This is a genomic window from Bacillus sp. z60-11 (genome assembly GCF_046464135.1).
Taxonomy (GTDB): Bacteria; Bacillota; Bacilli; order Bacillales; family Bacillaceae; genus Bacillus; species Bacillus sonorensis_A.
Genome location: NZ_JBIYSN010000004.1, coordinates 229,783 through 252,541 on the forward strand (window position 1 = coordinate 229,783; position 22,759 = coordinate 252,541).

Here is a 22,759-nt window from a genome sequence, read left to right on the forward strand (position 1 = left end):
ATAGAGAGGGGATGTTTTGATGAATATGGAAGAACTCATTGAAGCGATGAATCAAGATTGGACAGACATATACTACAATTTGCACCATACACATGACGACAGCTTGTCCCATCAGGCTGTTCGATTGCTTCAACATATCGAAAAAAAGCAATATGTCACAATCGGCGAATTGGCCAGACTGTTGGATGTGTCCCATAATACCGCGTCAGAGCATGTGAAACGGCTGATTCAAAAAAAGCTTGTTCTTAAAAAGAGGGACAATAAAGATGAACGAAAAGTTTATGTCACATTGTCCGCAGAAGGCGAAGCCGCGGTAAAGCGGCACACCCGCCTTGATCCGCAAAAACTGCAAATGGTCCTTCAGCACTTGAATGAGGAGGAAATCGGATTGGTGAAAACAGCATTTTCTATGTTAAGCCAGGAGGCCAAGTCATGTTTCTGATCACCAAAATTGCCGTTTCTGCCGTTTTGATTGGAATTGTAACCGAAATTGCCAGAAAATCGCCCGAATTTGGAGGCATTATCGCCGCGCTTCCGCTTGTCAGTCTGTTAAGCTTATTTTGGCTGAGCATCCAAGGGGAGTCTGCCAAGCAGTTAAGCCAATTTGCCGCAGGCGTGTTATGGGGCTTTCCCGCTACAGCTGTACTCATTCTCATCGTCGCTGTCAGCTTAAAAGCGTCATTTCCGATGGTGCTGTCTTTTCTGTTTGGAATATGCGGATGGGGAGTCTGCTTACTGCTGCAAAAAGCTGTGGTTCGTGCGGTTTTCGGGTGAGGGTTGCGGGGGATTTGATCGTCTGTAAATATGTGTTCAGGCAGATCGGCTGGCGGTCTATAAATAATTGAGTTTTTTTATGCTGAACGTTCCGGCAGAGATTCGAACTCCCGACCGACGGCTTAAAAGGCCGTTGCTCTATCAAGCTTGAGGATATGTATTGCGATCGGTATTAAGGTTTAATTTTAGGTGAAAGCCCTTAAAAGGTTGTTATCGGTCTTTTAAGGGCCTTGTTTGTTATTTCTATTTTCTTACATATACGGCATGGCGTTTTTCCAAGTAATCCTGAAGCAAACCGACGGCTGAGCAAATGCCCCAATAAATCAAGGCTGCCAATATATACATCGTCATATAGTCGAACTCCCGGCCGCCGACGATTTTCGCCTGCTGAAATAATTCGGGCACCGTGATCATGGCGGCGAGAGAAGATGCTTTAATAAGGTCAAGCATGACGTTCGTCAGAGGCGGCAGAGCGATTCTGACGGATTGGGGGACAATGATGTGCCGCAACGTCTGCGGGTAGGAATAGCCGATCGATTTTGCAGCGTCCCACTGGCCTCTGTCCACCGAAGATAAGGCTGAACGGATAATTTCGGCGATGTAAGCGGCGCTGTTGATGCTGAAGCCGAGGATGGCAGCGGTCAGCGCAGTGAATTGAATGCCTACATAAGGAAAGCCGAAATACAACATAAACAGAATGACCAATATCGGAACGCCTCTCATAAATGAAATGTAGATCCTTGCCGGCCACCGCAGCAGCGCGAGCCCAGACATCCGGCCCAGCGCGACGAAAAAGCCGAGAACCAGTCCGGCAAACATGCTCACAAAGGAAATCAAGAGCGTATTCCATATGCCCTGGATCACATAAGGGAATGATTTAGCAGCCAATTCTGCGTTGAAAATATACTCCCATTGAATCGTGCCCATTTTGAATCCCTCTATTTGTTTACATCGACGTCAGTATAGTCGAGATCGGGTTTTTTTGAAACATCGGCATCACCAAAGAATTGTTTTGAAATCTTTTTGATTGTACCGTCTTTCAGCATGTCCTTGATGACTTTGTCGAATTGTTTTTTAAGCTCTTTGTTGCCTTTTTTGATGATCATCCCTTGCTGATGCGGATAATATTTAAGATCGGGATGAATCGTCAAATCCAAGTCAGGCATTGCGGCAAGCGCCAATTTCTGTAAGTAATAGTCGTTTAAAATGACGTCAGTCCTGCCGTTGGCCACGTCTTTTAAGTATTGTTCGTTTGTTGCATTATCATAGATCACTTCTTCAGCCCCGTATTGGCGGGCGATATCCATGTAAACGGTCGTGGCAGCGCCGGCGGCTTTTTTCCCTTTTAAGTCTTCCAATCTATGAATGCCTGATAAATCTTTTTTGCGGACGATTGCCGTACCATAAGAGTATTTATAAGGTGCTGTGAACAAGAATTTTTTCTTGCGGTCTTCCGTCATCGTGATATCGTTGGCTGCCGCGTCGACTTGGCCGCTGCCAACCGCCGCCAGCATGCCGTCAAAGCCCATCTCTTTAAACTCGACATCCAAATCGAGCCGTTTCGCAGCTTCGCGCACGACTTCCACTTCATACCCCGTCAGTTTATCCTTGCCGGAATCCGTGTCATGATATGAAGTGGGATAAAGGGTTCCGGAAGTCGCAACAACGATTTTTCCCTTTTCTTTGATTCCATCCCAGGCTGTCTTTTCCTGTTCAGCCTCATGTTGAGCTGTGCTGCAAGCAGCGGTTATAATAGCAAACGCCATCACTGTGACCAGCAAAGTGAACGGCTTGTACAAACGTAATTTTTTCACCTGAAACAATCCTCCTATTCCTTTAGTCAAGAAAACGATAGCATTGAAGCCGGCAAGAGGCAATAAGTTATTTTGTATTGGGAGAAAAAGAACATTCTTAAAGGCAAAAATGGTAAAAGGTGCATTCTGCTTTACTTTTGAATGTAAAAGATGAAATCATAATGATATTGGACAATATAAAAAATGAGGAGGATGAAAAAATGAAAAACATTTTAATCATCAACGGACATGAAGCTTACCCGCATGCGAGAGGCCAGCTGAATCATACGATCTTCACAGCAATGGCTGACAAGCTGGGCGAAAAATATGATATTAAAAAAACAGTTGTTGCCGATGGATATGACATCCCGGAAGAGCATGAAAAATTTAAATGGGCCGATGTCGTGATTTATCAGACGCCGATTTACTGGTTCAGCCTGCCGGCATTATTTAAAAAGTACATTGATGAGATCTACGAATACGGGCTTTTCTACAAAGGAACGGAAGATTACGGACGAGGCGGCTTATTTACGGATAAACAGTACATGTTTTCCACAACATGGAATGCACCTCAAGAAGTATTCTCGAAAGAGGGGACCTTCTTTGAGGGGAAAAGTCTTGATGAAGCTTTGTTCCATCTTCACAAGATGCAGGAATTTGTCGGCATGAAGCCATTAAAAACATTTTCTGTACATGATGTCATCAGCCATCCGAATATCGATCAGTATCTTAAAGATCTTGATGCACATTTGAAAGAGGTATTTGCAATATGATGAAAGCGGCTGCTTCGGGCGGCCCTTTTTTATGATCATAGGGCTGGCTGAAACGGGACATGAAGGTTTGAACCGCCTATCCAACCCTTTTTTGTTTTGGAATGAGACGTGTTACAGTGAAATAAAAACAGGCAGGTGATATCATTTGTTTTTAAAAAAACTGACTGTCCTTCACGAAAAAATCCCTTCCTATTCAACATATCCTTTTTCAATTCCTGCGCTTCAATCGCTTAAAGAACTTGCATTTCAGAAAGATGTCACTTTCTTTGTCGGTGAAAACGGCTCCGGGAAATCGACCCTGCTGGAAGCGATTGCGGATAAATGCGAATTTAACACGGCCGGCGGGGGAAGGAATAATACATATGAAGTTCATGCGTCCGGATCTGCTCTTGGGGACTATATCAGACTGTCCTGGCTTCCCAAAGTGACAAACGGCTTTTTTCTCAGGGCCGAGTCCTTCTATCATTTTGCTTCACATATTGATGAAGTGGACAGCAACGGTTTTATTGATTACGGAGGCCGGTCTCTTCACGAGCAGTCACACGGCGAATCATTTTTATCGCTTTTCAAGCACCGTTTTAAAGGAAAAGGCATCTATCTTCTTGATGAGCCGGAAGCCGCTTTATCTCCGGCAAGACAGCTTGCTTTTTTAAGAATTCTCCATGATCTGACACGGGATAAACAAGCCCAGTTCATCATCGCCTCCCATTCTCCGATTTTGTTGGGGTATCCTGAAGCACAAATCTTCAGCTTTGATGGCGAACATATTCAGGAAGTCAGCTATGAAGATACCGATCATTATAGTCTCACAAAATATTTCCTTCAGCATCGAAAAAAGCTTTTGACCGAACTGTTTGAAGAAGATGATTGATGTGAAACGCGTTTCATACGATATCATAGGGAGCAAACCGGATCAAAATAGCTTATAGGAGTGGAAACAATATGATTCATCAACAGCTGCAGTCATTTCCGGATCATTTCTTATGGGGGTCCGCATCAGCGGCCTATCAAGTAGAAGGAGCCTGGAATGAAGACGGAAAGGGCCCTTCAGTCTGGGATGTATTCACAAAAATCCCCGGGAAAACGTTCAAGGGCACAAACGGGGATATAGCAGTTGACCATTACCACCGTTACAAAGAAGATGTGGCGCTAATGGCTGAGATGGGATTGAAAGCGTACCGTTTTTCGGTAAGCTGGCCGCGAATTTTTCCGAAAGGCAGAGGAGAGGTCAATGAAGCAGGCTTGCGGTTTTATGACGATTTGATCAATGAGCTGCTGGCCCATGAGATCGAACCTGTTTTAACCCTTTATCATTGGGATCTTCCCCAAGCTTTGGCGGAGGAGTACGGCGGCTTTGAGTCCAGAAGGATCATAGAAGATTTCAACAACTATTGCGTCACTCTTTACAAGCGCTTTGGAGACAGGGTGAAACATTGGGTATCCCTTAACGAACAAAACTACAACTTCAACCACGGATTCATCACAGCCATGCATCCTCCGGGAGTGAAGGACAGAAAACGTTTTTATGAAGCCAACCATATCGCATTTCTCGCCAATGCCAAGGCGATCGATTCGTTTCGCCAATACGTGCCGGACGGGAAAATCGGGCCAAGCTTTGCTTATTCCCCCGCTTATCCGCTGTCAAGCAGTCCGGATGATATCCTTGCTTTTGAAAATGCCGAGGAATTTATGAATCATTGGTGGCTTGATATGTACTGCTGGGGAACATATCCTCAAATCCCTCTGCAATATTTGCGGGAAAAAGGATGGGCCCCGACAATCTGCGACGGTGACATGGAGCTTTTGGCAAAAGGAAAGCCCGATTTCGTCGGGGTCAACTATTATCAGACGATCACCTATGAAATGAATCCACTTGATGGTGTAACAGAAGGAAAAATGAACACGACCGGCCAAAAAGGCAGCAATCAGGAAACCGGAATGCCGGGGTTGTTTAAAACAAAGCGGAATCCTCATCTGGAAACATCAAATTGGGACTGGGCCATTGATCCGATCGGGTTGAGAATCGGGCTCCGCAGAATTGCCAGCCGCTATCATCTTCCCGTCTTTATAACGGAAAACGGCTTGGGAGAATTTGATCAAATTGAAAAAGACGGCACCATTCAGGATGATTACAGAATCAATTATTTGCGGGCGCATCTTGAACAATGCAAACAAGCCTTAAGCGACGGGGTTGATCTAATCGGCTACTGCAGCTGGTCCTTTACGGATTTACTGAGTTGGTTAAACGGCTATCAAAAAAGATACGGATTCGTTTATGTCGATCGGGATGAAGACAATGTGAAAGATCTAAAGCGGATCAAAAAGAAAAGCTTTCATTGGTATCAACATGTGATAAAAACGAATGGTGAAGAGCTTTAACATGAAGGCGCTGTGCTGATCAGCGCCTTTAGTCGTGCTTAAAATCAAGAATGCAGAATAGCATATCCAAAGCCGGCAAAAAACTCATGTTCAAGCGCTATGATCGTACGATATTGTGATTTGCCGAGCTTTCCGCTTATTATCACACAAATGTTATGGTGAATAAAGGGCGTATCATGAGGTTTTTCTTTTTGGAAATACAACATTTACCGTGTGAATCCGATGATTTTTCAATTTCTTTTGATAAAAAAGAGGTTTTGAAGTATAAAAAGCTAATTTTCTCATAGCAAAGAAAAATGTCATTCAGATCAGGCCCCCTTATAACGATGTACCGGGCGAATGATATAAAAAATACAGATTTCCGGACAAGGAGAGGATCGAGTTGCTTCGCAAATTGTTTAAACACTTTAAAAGCAGCGGCTACCGACGATACAGCAGCAGTGATTACGGACGGCGGTCTTACAAAAAGTACAGCAGCAGCGATTATCGGAAAAAAGGCTATGGCCACCATCATTACAAAAGAAAACGCAAAAAGTTTTTCAGCAGCAGCTGATGGTCGCCAAAAGCATGTTGAGATGGCTGTTTGACCGCCCGCTTAAAGAGGGGACAATCCTGGGCGGGCGATATCAAATTCAGCGCGTACTTGGGATGGGAAGCTATGGCATCACTTATCTTGCCAAACCGCTTGGAGGAAGTGATGTGTATGTTATCAAACAGCTTCGGCAGACAAAGGCATGGACATCCGGAGGACGGCGATCATTTGACCGTGAAGCCGATATTTTGCGCCAATTGAATGAGCCGGCATCACCCCGGCTGTACGAAACGATGAATAGCGGGCGAAGCAGATTTATCGTCATGGAGTATGTCGACGGGAAAAATTTTGAAGACCTGATTTTTGGCGACGGATGTATTTTCGATGAAAAGGAGACCGTTCGGATACTGCTGGAGGTGCTTCACATCACCGCTTCGCTTCATGACAAAGGACTGATACACCGCGATTTACGGCTGCCCAATATTTTTCTGACGAAAGAAGGTATCCGCATTATCGATTACGGCTTGGCATGCCGCTTGACCGAGAGCGAAAACGTTCTTTACCGGCACCCGGAAAAAAGGCTGATGCGCTCTGTTTCAGTGAAAAGCGATTTTTATGCGCTGGGGCATTTTGCGCTTTTTCTTCTTTATTCCGGGTATAACCCGACAGCAAGTGAGGAAAAGAGTTGGGAGGAAGAGCTTGAAATATCGGCCGAATTGAGATCTGTTTTGCGAAAGATGCTGCAGATTGATTCTCCTTATGAATGTGCGCGGGCGATCATCGCTGATCTGGCATCTTTCAAAATGTCCTGCCGGATGGCGGCGCGATAAATATTAAACAAAAGGGATGTGTCTTCAGGTGGAACCAGTTTTGATTACCGGAGCGGGACCAACCGGATTGGTGCTGGCCCTTTTTCTCGCCCGGAAAGGAGTCGCGTTTCGCTTAATTGATAAGAATTCGGGTCCGGGGCAGACTTCGCGGGCAATGGCGGTACATGCACGAACGCTTGAATTTTATGAGCAGCTCGGTATGGCAGAAGAAGCGGTTCAAAGAGGCATTAAGGTCAATGCCGTTCATATACGCGAAGGCCATAGGGAGAAAGGATGTTTCCGCCTTGGGGACATGGGAGAGGGATTAAGTCCGTATCCATTTGTCCTCAGCTTTGCACAGGATGAACATGAGCGGCTGCTGATTGAAAAGCTTAAAGCCGCAGGGGTAAATGTTGAATGGAACACAGAGCTGGTTTCCTATTCGGATCAGGGAAACGATGTCGAGGCGAAGCTTCGGAAAGGAGAGCGGGAGGAAATCATCAAAACTCCCTATCTCTGCGGATGTGACGGAGCCCACAGTACAGTGCGGCGCGGTATGGATTTAGGTTTTCCGGGCGGAACGTATGAGCACACTTTTTTTGTGGCGGATGCTGAAGCATCAGGCGAAGCCGCTTCGGCACATGATATGAATCTGTGTCTTGCGGAAAGCGGTTTTTGCATTGTTTTTCCGGTGAGAAGCACCGGTATGAACCGGTTTATCGGTATCGTGCCCAAATCTCTGGAAAACAAAAAGGCGCTGACATTTGAGGATATCGCCCCGATGGTTGAAAAGCTTTTTCGTGTCAAAGTGCATGGAGTCAACTGGTTTTCTACCTACCGTGTGCATCACCGGGTGGCTGACAAATTCAGAAAAGGGCGCGTCTTTATTCTGGGTGATGCGGAACATATTCACAGCCCTGTCGGCGGTCAGGGGATGAATACCGGTATCGGTGACGCCGTCAATTTGGCGTGGAAGCTGGCGGAAGTGCTTAACGGACGTGCGGATGAAGTGATTTTGGATACTTATGAGACGGAGCGGATCGCTTTTGCCCGGTCTCTTGTGGCGACTACCGACAGGGCATTTCAGGCGGTCATCGGGCAAAATGCCGGGGGAAGGCTTGTTCGGACTTTGCTTATTCCCTATGTCGCCCCATTTTTTCTTCGTTTCCCGTCCATCAAAAAGGCGGCTTTTTACAACGTGTCGCAAATCCGTATTCACTATCGAGACAGCGCCTTAAGCGCGGGAAAAGCAGGAAAACTGCAAGGCGGAGACCGCCTGCCCTGGGTCAGCGGCGGGAGAAATTTTGCAGCGTTAAAATCCGTCTCTTGGCAGCTTCACATATATGGAACCGCGAGCCGGGAGCTGAAGGAGACGGCGACACAGCATCGCCTCCCGTTATATGAGTTTGAATGGAGCCGTGCCTGCGGCAAGTGCGGTTTAGAGCGAAATGCTCTCTATCTGGTGCGTCCCGACGGGTATATAGCGTTCGTGGAGAGTAAACAGGATGTCAAGAAGCTGAGGGATTATCTGTCTCTATTTCATATTCGATCAGGATAAGCAAAACAAGGCTGCCCGTGCTCTTAAAGGCAGCCTTGTTCCGACTATTTCATTTTGACTTTGCCAATCAGCTTATGGAGGTCTTCAGCCAGCTTGGCCAGTTCGTTTGCGGATGCGGACACTTCTTCCATTGCCGCAAACTGCTCTTCGGTCAGGCCTGCGACTTGCTGTGAATGCTCTGATGTTTCCCTGACTTCTTTGGAAATGTCGGCAAAAGCTGTTGTGATGTTTTGAATGCTCCCGGTGATATGCCGGCTGGCAGATGACAGGTCGCCGATTCTGCTGCTGAACTCTTCCATCAGGCTGACGATCATTTCAAACGTGTTTTTGTTTCTCTCGATCATTTTCACACCGTTGACCGCTTCTTCTTTAACAGTCATCATTGAATCGGTTGTTGTCATGATTTCCGACTGTATCCCGGAAATAAGGTGGGAAATCTGACTTGCCGATTGCTGGGATTGTTCGGCCAGTTTCCGGACTTCATCGGCTACAACGGCGAATCCTTTCCCATGCTCTCCCGCTCTCGCCGCTTCGATTGAGGCGTTTAAAGCGAGCAGATTGGTTTGATTGGCGATTTCCGTAATCGCCTCTGAAATGCTGCCGATTTCATTTGACCTCGTATTGAGAAGCGCGATGATTTCACCACTTTCATGCACCGATTGATGCATGGTGTGGATCTGCTGCATTGTCTCCGATATGTCCTCTGCCCCCTGTTTCGCTTTTTCCTGGGCGTAATGGCTTTTTTCCGAGAGAACAGCGGCGTTTTCCGAGATTTTTTGAATATCAGCCGATACTTCTTCAACCGCCTGTTTGCTGCCGGCAACACTTGAGGTTTGCTGTTCGGAAGAGCTTGCGACCTGCTGGATCGCTTCAGTGATTTTTTCCGATGCGAGGCTTGTTTCCTCAGCGCCTGTTGTCAATTGATCAGAAGCGGCAGCAACCTGCTCGGACGATTTCGATATATTTTGCATCAGCTGGTTGAGGTTGGTGTTCATGTGGTTAAAATGACGCGATAATGCACCGATTTCATCAGATGATTCGTCGGTTATTTCGGTTGTTAAATCACCGTTGCCCGCCCGCTCGAAGGCTTGGGTCAGCATGTTCAGCCGTCTGTTGATTCTTTTGGTGAACAAAATGACAAACGATATTGAAATGACGATCGAAGCGGCAAGAACGATAGCGAAGATTTTCAAAAACGAATGAAGCGTGCCTGTAATTAAATCTTGATTGGCCCCGGCATAAAAGATACCGATCACTTTGCCCGTGCGATCTTTGATCGGCATATAAGCGGTTTGATACATTTTGCCTGCGACATTTGCTTTTCCGTAGTAGTTTTTTCCTTCTTTCAACACGACATTCGCCACTTCCGAAGACACCTTCGTTCCGACGGCACGTTTGCCATCTTTCATTACATTCGTTGAGACGCGTGTGTCATTTTGAAAGATGGTAATGGTGTCCCCGGTATCTTGTCCGATTTGATCGACGATTTCCTCATTATCATTCATAAGGGTCGAGCCTTTGTACAGCTTGTCATCTTTGATCTCCCAATCGCCTTCGAGAGACTCGTTTACATAGCGGTAGCTCAGGTTTAAATCGCTTTTGGCTTTTTCTGTGGCCATCTGCTCGAGGTTTTTGGACAGCTCTTTTACGATAAAAATCCCCAATGCAGCCGAGAACATTAAAATGATGGCAAGAACGAGAAGGTTGATCTTCGTTCCCAATTTCAGTTTCATATATGTGAATCCCCCTTTTGTTTCCGCTGTATATACAATATCGGATCAAACGGAACGGTTTGACAGGGGGAAACGATAAAATTGCGGAGTTTTTAAGGGGAGAGTGTTTTTCTGATAAGTGCTTTCTCAATATCTGCAAATCTAACAGGGATGGGCAAGAAGCTTTCTTGGTTAATGAAACGCATGACGATGTCAACGCTTGTATCGATATCAATCCGGTTTCCGCAAGAAACAAAAATAGGTTTCACATGTCTTATGGTTCTTACTGCCCGCCCATAAATTTCTCCCAGTATATGCGCCTGCTTCATTTCCCGGCATCAGGAAATCGGGATTCTTTATTTTAAGATAGCTTTTGGCGACTCCGATTGTCGGTTTGTTTAAATATAACGATGCATGGTTCGCGATCCCCTTATGACGGTAATGCAAATAGCCACATTCCCGTCAAACATATACAAATCAGGAGATGTTGTTAATGTTTCGACCGCTTTTATGACTAAAGGCAATTCCCGAAATGCGAGGAAGCCTGCAGGTTATTTTGAATGTTTATAAATTGTTCTTTCGCGTCTTTTAATTTTGTGAAAACACCAACTTGAACCTTCTTCCGCGCCCCGTCATTCTTCATCTTCACTATCCGGTTTGGCTGGAGCTTCGGCTTTTTTATTTGTCACATAGCTTTTGGCCCGGAGATGTACTTCCTTTTTCAGTTGATAGGCTTTACTGCTTTGATAAGCATTTGCATTGTAACGGATGGGAGAAGAGCTTGTTCCTTGGCCGGTTGCGTCGATTAAGGCTGAGTAGTCGGCCTTAATCATTTGCTGAACCATTTCAGAGGCCGCATACTCGTTTTTGAGCAGTTTATCAAGATCCTCTACTGCTTTAATGGCATCTTTTCGCTTCTGTTCGGCAGCATTCAGCTGCTGGTCAAACTCATCGCTTGAAAAAGGTTCTAAGGAAATTAAATCATCGATATTGACTAAAATGCTTTGCAGCTCTTCTTTTTGTGCCGATACCATGTTTTTGGAGCGGGTGTAGACATTCATAAGCTCTTGACCGAGAAACTGGGTATCGACGATTGTGTCACCGGAAAGTCCGGCAGTTTCGAGTGCAGCTGATACCCATTCAAGAAACTGAATTTGCATATCGGTCAGATCCAGCCAACCGTCTACTGTACCTGATAGGTCTCGGTAGAATGCCTTTATGGCGTCAGCTCCTTCTCCCTGAAAGTCATCATCCAAATCGGCCACACCTTTAAAAGCATTTTTTAAACTGACAAACTGCTCTCTTAAACTCTTGTATTCGTTAGACCGCTGTATCATAGCTGATTTTAGGGTTTCCGCTTCATAGACTTTCATTGTATTCTGCCCTTCCTGATTCTTAATAGTACAGAGTGTACCACTTTGCCAAAAGGAGTTGGTGAATAAATCCTGAACATCCATGAAAATGAATCCTTTTGATTAGGCACATGAACCTACCGACCGTTTTTATTTGTGTAATCACAGCGGTTATGAAGTCCATTAGACCTAATTTTAAATGAAGGAATGTGCCGATGAATAGGTGTGTCAGGAGAAACAGGTATAAGTCGACTTCATGGGAATTGTGAAATAATGTGAACAAAACTTCTAAAAATGTGATTCTATGGTATCTTAAAATAAAAAAATGAAAGAAAAAGGATTTCAAAAACGCGGATATATAAAATTGACTCCGCCATTTCATTTTATTAGGATTATAGTAAATTAATTTTAAAATAGGGTAATATTTTCATATAACATGTTCTAGAAGGGTGGAGCGAGCATTGAATGAAGATGGGTATCGGCTTGGAATAGACATTGGGGGGACATTTACCGATCTTTTTTTGCTAAACCCGAAAGACGGGGGTGTGACAGCCGTCAAAACCCCGACGGTTCCGGATGACCATGCACAAGGGATTGTGAACGGTTTAGCGATTTTGAAGGAAATGGATATTCAGCCGTCGCAGATTCATTATTTTATGCATGGCATGACCATTGGTTTAAATACATTACTGCAGCGAAAGGGAGCGAAAATTGCCCTGTTTGTAACAGAAGGTTTCCGCGATATTTTGTCACTTCAGCGTCTGCGCCTTCCGGTTCCCTATGACTTTAAATCGCGAATGCCGGAGCCGCTGATTCCCCGCAAATATGTGTTTCCGATTAAAGAAAGAATGCTTCACAACGGGGCTGAAAAGGCGCCGCTTCATGTAAAAGACATTGATGATGCGGTCGATAAAGTGTTGGAAGAAGGGATAACCGGTATCGTTGTTTCTTTCCTTCACAGCTATCGCAATCCATTGCATGAACATCAGGCTGCGGAGCGAATCAAACTGAGAGCTCCGGAGTTGGAAGTGGTGGCGTCTTCCGAGCTGTGGCCGCAAATGAGGGAATACGAGCGAACTGTCATGTCAGTCGCCAATTTATACATAAAACCGAATGTGCAGCACTACTTCGATACGCTCAAAAAGAGGCTCGCCGCTTCCGGTATATCGGCGCCGCCGTTTATCACGCAATCAAACGGGGGGCTGATGGATATAGAGTCTGCCGCCGAAGCCCCCGTCAAAACGCTTTTTTCAGGACCTGCGGCAGGAGTCATCGGGGCAATCCGCGCAGCTGAGGCCGCCGGTGTTAAAAATCTCATCACGCTTGATGTCGGCGGAACAAGCGCTGATATTTCCATTGTAGAAGAAGGAGAAGCCACACTGACCCAGTCCAACCAAATTTCCGGATTTCCGATTACCGTTCCGTCTGTTGCGATGTATTCGATTGGGGCGGGCGGAGGCTCTCTTGCATGGGTAGACAACGGCGGACTCTTAAAAGTCGGACCGGAGTCAGCGGGCTCAGACCCCGGCCCCGCCTGTTACGGAAAAGGAGAGAAGGCTGCGCTGACCGATGCGTTTCTTGTTTGCGGCTACTTAAATCCCGACCGGTTTGCCTCCGGCCGCATGAAGCTTTACGAGGAGAAATCCGAGCAGGCGCTTCAGCCGTTTGCCGCCTATTTAAATACCGATGTTGAGCAGGCTGCCGATCAGATGATTCAAGTGGCTGTTGCCAATATGTACACGGAGCTGAGCAATGTAATGGAGCAGCATGGAATTGATCCCCGTGAATTTAGCTTGGTGGCTTATGGTGGAGCCGGCCCTGTCACCGCAAATTTTCTTGCGGAAGAGATTCAAGCGAAAAACGCGCTGATTCCGCCGAGCCCCGGCACTCTGTCCGCCCTGGGTGCTTTGACCGCCGATTTTGTATATGATGCGGTAAGTTCAAGACGGATGCTTCTTGAAGAACTGGACGGAGATGAATTAAAAGAGGAGTTTGAAAAGCTTGCCGAACAAGCAGAAAAATGGCTTGATACACAGCGTGTCAAGGTGCTGACGGAAAAATGTTTTCTTTACTTGCTGGATGCCCGTTATAAAGGGCAGGCTTTTGAAATTGAAGTGCCGGTGTCACGGACATGTATTGAAGAAAAAAACATGAGGGAAATCGCAGACTCATTCCATCAGGTTTATCAGCGCAAATATGGACATAGCGACAAAAAAGCAAACATTGAACTGATGAATATCCGCGTCAGATTGATAGGAAAAACGCCAAAACCTCCAATAAAAGAAAGCGGCCAAACTGCGCAACCGGAAGCCGCGCCGGCAAGCCGGAGGCAGGTCATGCTGAAGGGCGGCGCATATCAAGCCGCTGTTTATAACCGCAGTGATCTGTCATGCGGGCAGCGCATTGAAGGACCGGCCATTATTGAGCAGGATGATACAACTACGCTGATTTTGCCAAATTGGTCGGGTGCTATAGATCATGCGGGCAACTTGATCATTGAGCGGAAGGAGGGAAGGGCATGAGGACAGACCCTGCAAGGCTGGAAATGATGAGAAGCTATTTTAATGCGATCGCAGCGGGGATGGGACACGTCATCGAACGGACATCCTTTACGACATTTGTGAAAGAATCGGCGGATTTTGCGGCTGCACTGGCCACCCCTGATGGGGAATTTTACGTTTATCCGAAAACAGTCGGCGTGACCATTTTTCTTGGGCTGTCGTTAAAGCGGGCAATTGAAGAAAGCGGGCCGTTTGAACCCGGAGACATTGTCATCACGAATGATCCTTATTCAACGGACGGCCTGGCGACTCATTTGCCTGATATCCACGTGTTTAAGCCGATTTTCATTGACGGGGAGATTGTCAGCTACGCCTGGTCCTTTGTCCATTGCAGCGATGTAGGGGGAATGGTTCCTGCCAGCATATCGCCGACGGCAGTCGATATCCACCAGGAAGGCTTGAGAATACCGCCGGTCAAGATTTACAAAGCGGGAAAAGAGAACCTCGAGATATTGAAAGTCCTTCGGGCAAACAGCAGGGCGCCTGAATTAAACGAAGGAGACATCAATGCGATGATTGCGGCGGTCAATACGGCGGAAATTCGTTTGAAGGCGATGGCCGGGAAGTTTGGGACGGAAGAAATCCGCCGGGGGATGGAGGATTTGCTTGAACAGGCGTCCATCAGGGCGGAACGGGTCTTTGCCCGCATTCCTGAAGGAACGTACAGTTTTTCTGATTACCTTGATGATGACATGATTTCCGATGTTCCGATTCGTCTTGCGGTTTCGGCAAAGGTTTCCGGGGGAAACATCACATTGGACTTTTCCGACTGCGATCCCCAGGTGCAAACCGCCTTTAATCTTGTGACAAACGGAAGCAAGCACTCATTTTTATATCAAGGTTTAATCCATTATATCATTAGCGAAGATCCGTTTATTCCCGTCAACGGAGGACTGACGAGGCCGATCGCCATCATCGCTCCGAAAGGAACATTGATCAATCCGGAATATCCGGCCTCTGTCGGGATCCGGCATTCGATAACGATGCGACTTTATAATGTCGTCCTCGGCGCATTGGCAAAGGCGCTGGCGAAGGACATTCCCGCCGCAGGCGCGGGACAGTCGGCTATTGTTGTTCTTTCCGTTCCCGATGAATCGGGAGGCGGCAGGAAAACGTCTGTCGTCGAACCGATGGGCGGAGGAGGCGGCGGTCAGCATAACATGGACGGCGCAGACGGGATTGACCATGCCTCGGGCTTTTTAAAAAATACGCCGATCGAAAGTCTGGAACAGCACATTGACATTCATGTCCTCCGTTATGAGTTGATCAAAGATACTGCGGGATCGGGCTTATACCGGGGCGGTCATGCCATCGGGCTCGATTTTGAAACGACTGCATCTGAATCCATTGTCACAGCGAGGGGAATGGAGCGGCTGCGCTTTCAGCCATGGGGTCTTGCCGGCGGAACAGCCGGAGCGCCCGGCCGGGTCCGTCTTCATCCCGATGGACCTTCGGAAAAAATCATTCCGAAGATCGATGTGCTGCATTTGACGCAAGGGGATGTCATCAGCATTCATTCTCCGGGCGGAGGCGGATGGGGAGACCCTTTTCAAAGGAATCCCAAACTGATATTAAAAGAAGTTGAGTCAGGGCTGCTGAGTGAGGAAGCAGCATTCCGGCAATACGGTGTGGCGTTTGTGAAAAATGGTGGCCGCTTGGTTGTCGATCAAGAGAAAACAAGCATCATGAGAAAAAACAGAGCGGGTGAGTTGACACACTGGGATTTCGGCAAGGAAAGGGAAGCGTATGAACGACGCTGGACAGAGGAAGCCAGCAGCGCTCTTGCCCGGCTGCTTCGAACACTTCCGGCGCATCAAAGGTCAAGTGTGAAACATCTTGTGCACCATTACTTTTCAAAAGAAGATCATGAACCGATCAGCAAACAGGCGGTTACAGATGTTTTTACGAAATGGGCAGGCGAAAAATAATATGAAAAATGGTGAGAAAACAATGAAAAGAAAAATATCTGTTTTGTTTGTTCTATCGCTTGGATTGATTCTTCTGCTTTCTGCTTGCGGCGGGGCCGGCGGCCGGGAAAGCAAAAAATCCGATACCGTTGTGATCGGTGTATACGGCGGTGATTGGGAAAAACATATAAAGCCGAGCATTCAGGCATTTGAAAAGGATACAGGTCTGAAAGTCAAGATCGTCTCAGGGACAGACTCTGAATGGTTCACGAAACTAAAAGTCTCCAATGGCCGTCATGCGCCATATGACCTCCTCATTTTGCAGCCTGATACGATTAAACGGGCTCAAGTTGCTGGGCTGCTTGAACCGATCGACCAACAAAAGGTTCCGAATCTAAAAGATTTGTATCATTCCGTGCAGAAACGCTTCACTGTTGATGGAAAGCAGTATGCAGCAGGCTTCAGCATGGGACAGCTCGGGATTGCATACCGCAAAGATCTCGTACCGCAAGAACCGAAGCGGTGGACCGATCTTTGGAATAAAAGCTATCAAGGTCATGTGGCTATCTCCTCTCCCGCTTATTCGGCCGGCCTTCAGTTTTTGTCCGGTTTAATAAATGCGCAAGGCGGTATGGAATCAAATTCAAAAGATGTGGACAAAGCGTTCAACAGTTTGGCTGATTTGAAAAAAAATGTAACGGCTTATCCTGATAATCCGGGATTGATTCAAACGCTTCTTGAGCGGGGGGATGCATGGGTTGTACCGTTCTGGGACGGTCGTGCTTTTTCCCTTGAGCATTCAGGACTTAATGTAGGGTTTGCCTACCCTGAAGAAGGGGCGGTGGCAGCTGTCGCCAGCTGGGCTGTAATGAAAGGAAGCCCTAATGAGGATAACGCTTATCAGCTGCTGAATCATTTGATCAGTCCTGAGGTGCAAAAAGATTTTGCAGATCGGACGTTTTACGGCATGACCAATCAAAAAGTGAAATACAGCGAAAAATTAAAAGGGAAAATCAAGGTCGGTGAAAGGTATTACAGCAATTTGAAATGGGTCGACTATGAAACAGCGACGAAAGAATTAGGAGACTGGACAAATCGCTGGAATCAAGTTCTCGGCGGAAAATAGGTGACGATCATGAGCGGAATTCAGATTCAGCATGTCAGCCGGCATTTTGGGGACACCATCGCATTGGAAGATGTACAGCTTGAGGTCAAGGAAGGGGAGTTTTTCTCACTGCTTGGTCCGAGCGGGTGCGGAAAGTCTACTCTTCTTCATATCATCGCCGGATTTCTTCAGCCGACCTCTGGTTCTGTATATATAGGAGGGCGGGACATTACTGATGTGCCGCCCTATCACCGGCAGATCGGCCTGGTTTTTCAAGACTATGCCTTATTCCCTCATTTGAATGTCTTCGACAATGTCGCATACGGCTTAAGGGTGAGAAAAATGCCGCGGAAAGAGCTCAAAGAACGCGTAATGGAGAGCCTTGGATTCGTCAGGCTTGAAGCATTTGCCGGGCGGATGCCGCATCAGCTGAGCGGCGGCCAGAAGCAGCGGGTGGCGATTGCGCGGGCATTGGCCGTTCAGCCATCGGTCCTGCTGCTTGATGAACCGTTAAGCAATCTTGATGCAAAATTGCGCAAAGATATGCAATTTGAACTGCGAAGCATCCAAAGGCGGGTCGGGATTACAACGATTCTTGTGACCCACGATCAGGAGGAAGCGTTAAGCTTATCAGACAGAATCGGTATCCTTGGCAAGGGAAGGCTTCAGCAGCTTGGAACCCCGCTTGAGGTGTATCGAACGCCCGCCAACCGGTTTGCCGCCGAATTTATCGGACAGGTCAATCTGTTTGAGGCGCGTTCGACAGGAATTGGACACAATCAAACGGGATATCGTTATGAGGTTCCGGATATTGAAGTGTATGAAGGTGTACCGCTGTCTTTTGAGATCAGCAGCGATACCTTAAAAAAATATCATCCTTCCGTGTTGTTTATGCTGCGTCCGGAAAGAGTTTCCGTTTTTCCGAAGCAGCAGGACGTTCAGGCCAAAGGTCTGCCGGCAACATTAACGGAGGTCGGCTATATTGGAAATGCCCTTCGTCTAAAGGCGTCCTTCATCAATGGGGAGATGATCATTCAGGCGCCGGATCCGCAGTTTCCCGAATTGCCGAAACCGGGTGATCAAGTTTATCTTGCGTGGGATTCGGAAGACCTTGTCCCTCTTGATATAAAGGAGGAAGCAGATGGCTTTAGATAATCAAAAACGCTTCTATTGGCTGCTGCTGGTGCCTGCGCTGTTGTTTCTCGGCGTTTTTCTCGTGCTTCCGTTTATTCTTCTGCTCATTTTAAGTTTCAGAGATGTCGACGACATGATGAATACACTGGCTACATTCAGTTTTTCCCATTACATCGAAGTGTTTACTTCAGATGTTTATCTCAAAACGGTTGGAACGACGCTGTGGACGGCGCTGGAAACAACCGTTTTGTGCCTCGTTATGGCTTATCCGGCGGCATACTTGCTCGTTAAGGCGCCTACGCGAAAATGGCGGGCGCTGTTTTATATTTTGCTTGTCTCACCGCTGCTCACCAGCGTCGTGATTCGGACATTCTCGTGGATTGTGCTGCTTTCGCAAAACGGCATGATCAATGAAGCGCTGCTTCATATGAAGCTGATTGACAAGCCTCTCCCGCTTTTATGGAATATGAATGCGGTTATCATTGCTTATGTCCAGGTCATGCTTCCGTTTGCTGTATTGCCGATTGCCGGCTCATTAAGCGACATGAAACCGAATCTCAAGTATGCTTCCATGAGTCTAGGGGCGGGGAGGCTGCGGACGTTTTTTTGCGTTACACTGCCTCTGACGATTCCCGGCCTGATCACAGGCGCTATGATTGTTTTTTCGCTTGCTGCCGGGAGTTATATTACCCCGCTTTTAGTCGGAGGGCGGATGCAGCCGCTGCTTCCCCTGTCGATCTATCAGCAGGTGATGCAGGTGTTTCATTTGCCGCTTGCGGCTGCCATGTCTTTTACTTTATTGGCCGCTGTATGTGTGATTGTCGCTATCCTTGCATTTATTCTTAAGAGATGGGAGGCGAGAATGAATGGTTAAGAGATTCCGACGCAAGTCTTCGGGGAAGTGGATTGATTTGAGTGTGTGGTCCGCCGGGCTTTTCGTGTACCTTTTTTTGTCGCTTCCTGTGTTTGTCATTGCACTGTCGGCGTTCAGCCCTTCCGAATATCCGCAGTTCCCGCCTGCCGGTTTTTCATTGCGTTGGTTTGCCGGGATTTTTGCGAACGATGAATGGATGGACTCCATATGGATCAGCTGCCTGCTTCTGGCGATTGTGACGCCGCTTACGGTCATGTTTGGAACCGCGGCATCGTATGCACTGGCAAGGCTGGAGTTTCCAGGGAAGCATGCCCTTCAAGCTTTCATTTTATCACCGCTGATGATTCCCCAGATTGTTTTGGGGGTGGCGCTTCTTTATTTGTTCACGATGATGGGGATCAATGGAAGTGTGACAGGCCTTGTGATCGGACATATGCTGATCAGCCTTCCCTATGTCGTCCGGACGGTCGGTGTCAGTGTGGCGAACCTGGATCCGAAGCTTGAACTGGCTTCCATGAGTCTTGGTGCAAGTCCATTGCAAACCTTTTTAAAAGTATCTCTGCCGCTGATGAAGCCGGGTATCATGGCGGGCGCTGTTTTTTCCGCAGTGACCTCGTTTGGGGAAATCTCAATCAGTCTTTTTGTTTCCTCGCCGACGGTTACGCCTGTGCCGGTCAGAACGTTCAGCTATATTGATCAGACCTTCGATCCGAGCGTGAATGCCATCTCTGTCATCTTTATCGTGATCTCCGTTGTTGCGCTGATCATCATCGAGCGGACGATCGGTCTTTCCAAAACCATATAAGGACATGAAGACAAGCAGACTGCTTGTCTTTTGTTGTTTTGAAAGGATTGACAAACCGTTTTCAACGGAGTAGTATTTATAAATACTAGTAGTATTAAAAAACACCACTTTAGGAGGAGCGGACATGATTGAAGAATTAAAGCAGCTCGGGCTTTCCGAATTGGAGGCGCGCTGTTACATCACATTGCATGAACAATCGGGCATGACGGGGTATGAAGTCGCCAAAAGGGTATCAACCTCAAGATCAAATGTATATGCTGCATTGAGGGGGCTTGTGGATAAAGGGATATGCCGTGTCACCAAAGGAGAAACGGACCGTTACGATGCTGTCCCGATTCAGCAGGTTGTTACATATTTGCAGGCGGAGTTTGCAAAAACATCGAGCATTCTGATCAAGCAATTGAATACGCCGCCGGAACCAGCCCCTTCGTTTTATCACTGGGAGGGGGATAAACGATTGAATACAGCGATTAAAAGGCTGATTGCCAATGCGAAAAAAACGCTTGTCGTCGATATTTGGGCGGAGAACCTGCACCGGATTGAAGATGAGTTGTTAGCCGCGGAACAGCGCGGGATCACGGTTATTTTGATCAGTTTGGGCGAATGTGAAACCGAACTTCAAAACGTTTTTATCCATAAACGCAAAGATATTGAGCGGTCATGGCCGCGGTACGGCGCCAAAAAGGTCTCCGTGCTGGCCGACAGCAAGGAAGCGATTGTCGGCAGCCTCGACGGCCAGATGAAGCCGTCTGCCATAGAGACGAATCACCCTTCTGTGATTGAGCTGTTGAAGAATGCCTTCTTTGATGATCTGGTGATGATGCACATTGAAAATGACTTCGGTGCTGAAATAACCGGGAAATACGGCAAAGATTTTCAATCATTAATCGATTATTATGCAAAAGAAAAAGGCTGGGATATCTAATTTAGAGAGGTGAAATGAATGAACAAACGAAACTACGGAATGATGACCTTTGTGCTCTTTTGGACCGGGTTTGCGGTGATGTGCAGCTTATATGTGACAATTCCGTTAACACCTGTATTCATGAGGGAATTTGGTTTATCAGCGGATGATGCGGCTTGGACCGGCAGTATCTTTTCCATCTTTTTTGCGCTCGGCTGCTTAGTGTACGGACCTGTTTCCGATCGCTTCGGCCGCAAACAAGTGATTGTGGCAGGCCTTGTTTTTTTAACGGTTTTTACAGTGTTGATCGGCTTTGCGGACAGCTTGCCCGCCATTATATTGTTTCGCGCTTTACAGGGAGCTGCTGCCGCGTCTTTTTCACCGGTGGCCCTCGCATATGCTGGAGAAATGTTTCCTCAAGATAAGCGGGGAACGGCGATTGGTTTTATTAGTACGGGTTTTTTGCTGGCGGGGATTGGCGGCCAAGTTATCGCAAGCTTTATTAGCGAGGTTTGGAATTGGAACGCCGTGTTTTGGCTGATGTCTGCCGTTTATCTGCTGACAATGTGGTTCAACATGTTGCTTTTGCCGAAAGGAGATGTGAAGCAAAAGAGCGGGCATATGTTTTCTTCCTTCAGCCGCATGGGGGATGTGCTTCACAGCCGGTCTTTGCTGATTGGCTATGTGGTCACAATCACCGTTCTCTTTACATTTGTCGGCATGTATTCAGCACTTGGATTTGTTTTGACCCATTCGCCATATGCCCTTTCCAGCGGACAGATTTTATTTGTCCGTTCAGCGGGTATCCTTGGCATGGCCTGTTCACCGATCGCCGGGCGATTGATCAGCAAGCATGGGAGTCTGTCGGTTTTGCGGACCGGTTTAATCATTGCTGCGGCGGGTTTGCTTTTGATGAGTGTCAGCGGCGGATTGACGGTTCTCGTCGTGATGAGCGTGGTGTTTGTGCTTGGCATTGCAATTGCCGTGCCGTCCCTGATTTCTTTGATCGGCCAGCTTGGCGGAGAGATGAGGGGCCTTGCCGTCTCGCTTTATACGTTTATTTTATTTATCGGCGCGAGTCTGGGGCCGATCTTTACGGCATTTTTCCTGAAATCCGACCCGTTTCTTGTCTTAAGTCTTGTGCTTTTCATCAGTGTCGTTCTGTCCTTTTTAATTAGCAGGAAGCCAAGTCCAGTTCAAGCGGGCAAACGGCTGGCTAAAAACTGAAAGTTGTTTAGTATAGTTTCAGAATCTTTTTCTGTAAGGAATGAAGGTATGAAAGCTTTTATGATGGTTAAAATTTTGTAAAATAAATTTTTGATAAAATATATTAAAAAAACAATTTTACGCTAGGTTTAGCAAATATTAATGAAATCTTAAATCATGACTGTGAATTTGCGGATTAAAACGATGATTTTTCGTTTTCCCGCATATTTTTTTGGAAATTTCGGAAAACCGCATCAATCTTTTCGCCTACCGTTCGGTATCCCGCATGAATCTTTTAACCTATTTTTCGGTGAAAAAAACAATATTTTCATTTAAAGTGAACTGTGTGCAGAAAATGAATTTATTTCAGTAAAAGCAGATAAAGGCAAACCTGCGGAAACGCAGGGACGCAAAGCCATGGCCTAAGGTGCGGACGATGCTAAGGTTGACAGGTTGCCGAATGAACAGGGAGCTTCCCCGTTTTAATTCGGGTAGGCTCTTTTCTTTTTATTCCCAATATAGTTTTATATTGGTATTGACAATTCTGTGACAGCACATTTGCCGTCTCGCCAAACGCCGCA

Annotated in this window: 20 protein-coding genes, 1 pseudogene and 1 riboswitch; of the genes and pseudogenes, 16 read left to right on the plus strand and 5 right to left on the minus strand. The window is 46.8% G+C overall.

What is annotated here, in order from left to right:
- Positions 1-19 precede the first annotated feature (19 nt).
- The gene (locus ACINLD_RS13485) at positions 20-442 is read left to right on the plus strand and encodes a MarR family winged helix-turn-helix transcriptional regulator (RefSeq protein WP_409444829.1); all 423 of its coding nucleotides are present in this window, start codon (positions 20-22) and stop codon (positions 440-442) included.
- Positions 433-774, plus strand: a complete 342-nt coding sequence (locus ACINLD_RS13490) for a DUF3147 family protein (RefSeq protein WP_409444830.1) — start codon at positions 433-435, stop codon at positions 772-774. Before ACINLD_RS13485 ends, ACINLD_RS13490 begins: the two co-directional genes overlap by 10 nt.
- A gap of 243 nt (positions 775-1,017) precedes the next feature.
- Here the strand turns inward: ACINLD_RS13490 and ACINLD_RS13495 are convergent, their stop codons facing one another.
- On the minus strand, positions 1,018-1,701 hold the full coding sequence (locus tag ACINLD_RS13495; protein ID WP_026585831.1) for an amino acid ABC transporter permease: 684 nt from the start codon (positions 1,699-1,701) through the stop codon (positions 1,018-1,020).
- A gap of 11 nt (positions 1,702-1,712) precedes the next feature.
- Complete coding sequence (locus ACINLD_RS13500) at positions 1,713-2,540, minus strand: transporter substrate-binding domain-containing protein (RefSeq protein WP_277692877.1); 828 nt, start codon at positions 2,538-2,540, stop codon at positions 1,713-1,715.
- A gap of 248 nt (positions 2,541-2,788) precedes the next feature.
- Here ACINLD_RS13500 and ACINLD_RS13505 point away from each other — a divergent pair, with 248 nt between their 5' ends.
- The 6 genes from ACINLD_RS13505 to ACINLD_RS13530 all read left to right on the plus strand — a co-directional run bounded on the left by ACINLD_RS13505 (position 2,789) and on the right by ACINLD_RS13530 (position 8,618).
- Positions 2,789-3,340 carry an NAD(P)H-dependent oxidoreductase gene (locus ACINLD_RS13505; RefSeq protein ID WP_026585833.1) on the plus strand — a complete coding sequence of 184 codons (552 nt, stop codon included), beginning with the start codon at positions 2,789-2,791 and terminating at the stop codon, positions 3,338-3,340.
- A 145-nt stretch (positions 3,341-3,485) separates the two neighbouring features.
- Positions 3,486-4,211 (plus strand): AAA family ATPase, encoded by a 726-nt coding sequence (locus ACINLD_RS13510; RefSeq protein WP_026585834.1) that lies wholly within the window; start codon positions 3,486-3,488, stop codon positions 4,209-4,211.
- A 71-nt stretch (positions 4,212-4,282) separates the two neighbouring features.
- Positions 4,283-5,719, plus strand: a complete 1,437-nt coding sequence (locus ACINLD_RS13515; protein ID WP_026585835.1) for a glycoside hydrolase family 1 protein — start codon at positions 4,283-4,285, stop codon at positions 5,717-5,719.
- 382 nt (positions 5,720-6,101) lie between these two features.
- Entirely contained in the window at positions 6,102-6,272 is a 171-nt protein-coding gene (locus tag ACINLD_RS13520; protein WP_201278482.1) for a hypothetical protein, read from the plus strand.
- A gap of 14 nt (positions 6,273-6,286) precedes the next feature.
- Positions 6,287-7,081 carry a serine/threonine protein kinase gene (locus ACINLD_RS13525; RefSeq protein WP_236251172.1) on the plus strand — a complete coding sequence of 265 codons (795 nt, stop codon included), beginning with the start codon at positions 6,287-6,289 and terminating at the stop codon, positions 7,079-7,081.
- A 28-nt stretch (positions 7,082-7,109) separates the two neighbouring features.
- Positions 7,110-8,618 (plus strand): FAD-dependent monooxygenase, encoded by a 1,509-nt coding sequence (locus tag ACINLD_RS13530; protein WP_409444831.1) that lies wholly within the window; start codon positions 7,110-7,112, stop codon positions 8,616-8,618.
- A gap of 44 nt (positions 8,619-8,662) precedes the next feature.
- Here the strand turns inward: ACINLD_RS13530 and ACINLD_RS13535 are convergent, their stop codons facing one another.
- The 3 genes and pseudogenes from ACINLD_RS13535 to ACINLD_RS13545 form a co-directional block, all read right to left on the minus strand.
- On the minus strand, positions 8,663-10,351 hold the full coding sequence (locus ACINLD_RS13535; RefSeq protein ID WP_026585838.1) for a methyl-accepting chemotaxis protein: 1,689 nt from the start codon (positions 10,349-10,351) through the stop codon (positions 8,663-8,665).
- A gap of 92 nt (positions 10,352-10,443) precedes the next feature.
- Positions 10,444-10,878: pseudogene (locus ACINLD_RS13540) on the minus strand (endonuclease V); the annotation flags it as partial.
- Between the two features lie 84 nt (positions 10,879-10,962).
- Positions 10,963-11,787 (minus strand): ribonuclease YeeF family protein, encoded by an 825-nt coding sequence (locus ACINLD_RS13545; RefSeq protein WP_236251171.1) that lies wholly within the window; start codon positions 11,785-11,787, stop codon positions 10,963-10,965.
- A gap of 356 nt (positions 11,788-12,143) precedes the next feature.
- Here ACINLD_RS13545 and ACINLD_RS13550 point away from each other — a divergent pair, with 356 nt between their 5' ends.
- From ACINLD_RS13550 to ACINLD_RS13585, 8 genes are all read left to right on the plus strand, one after another.
- Positions 12,144-14,204 carry a hydantoinase/oxoprolinase family protein gene (locus tag ACINLD_RS13550; protein WP_410207034.1) on the plus strand — a complete coding sequence of 687 codons (2,061 nt, stop codon included), beginning with the start codon at positions 12,144-12,146 and terminating at the stop codon, positions 14,202-14,204.
- Complete coding sequence (locus tag ACINLD_RS13555; RefSeq protein ID WP_026585841.1) at positions 14,201-16,171, plus strand: hydantoinase B/oxoprolinase family protein; 1,971 nt, start codon at positions 14,201-14,203, stop codon at positions 16,169-16,171. Before ACINLD_RS13550 ends, ACINLD_RS13555 begins: the two co-directional genes overlap by 4 nt.
- Before the next feature lie 22 nt (positions 16,172-16,193).
- Complete coding sequence (locus ACINLD_RS13560) at positions 16,194-17,276, plus strand: ABC transporter substrate-binding protein (RefSeq protein ID WP_409444877.1); 1,083 nt, start codon at positions 16,194-16,196, stop codon at positions 17,274-17,276.
- Positions 17,277-17,285: 9 nt separating this feature from the next.
- A complete protein-coding gene (locus tag ACINLD_RS13565; protein WP_026585843.1) occupies positions 17,286-18,410 on the plus strand; it encodes an ABC transporter ATP-binding protein in 1,125 nt (374 codons plus the stop codon).
- The gene (locus tag ACINLD_RS13570; RefSeq protein ID WP_077735741.1) at positions 18,397-19,263 is read left to right on the plus strand and encodes an ABC transporter permease; all 867 of its coding nucleotides are present in this window, start codon (positions 18,397-18,399) and stop codon (positions 19,261-19,263) included. Before ACINLD_RS13565 ends, ACINLD_RS13570 begins: the two co-directional genes overlap by 14 nt.
- Positions 19,256-20,068 carry an ABC transporter permease gene (locus ACINLD_RS13575; protein ID WP_026585845.1) on the plus strand — a complete coding sequence of 271 codons (813 nt, stop codon included), beginning with the start codon at positions 19,256-19,258 and terminating at the stop codon, positions 20,066-20,068. The genes ACINLD_RS13570 and ACINLD_RS13575 overlap by 8 nt, the downstream gene beginning before the upstream one ends.
- 124 nt (positions 20,069-20,192) lie before the next feature.
- Positions 20,193-20,993 carry a TrmB family transcriptional regulator gene (locus ACINLD_RS13580; protein ID WP_409444833.1) on the plus strand — a complete coding sequence of 267 codons (801 nt, stop codon included), beginning with the start codon at positions 20,193-20,195 and terminating at the stop codon, positions 20,991-20,993.
- An 18-nt stretch (positions 20,994-21,011) separates the two neighbouring features.
- A complete protein-coding gene (locus tag ACINLD_RS13585; RefSeq protein ID WP_409444834.1) occupies positions 21,012-22,199 on the plus strand; it encodes an MFS transporter in 1,188 nt (395 codons plus the stop codon).
- A 353-nt stretch (positions 22,200-22,552) separates the two neighbouring features.
- Positions 22,553-22,639: riboswitch (cyclic di-GMP riboswitch) on the plus strand.
- Positions 22,640-22,759 lie beyond the last annotated feature (120 nt).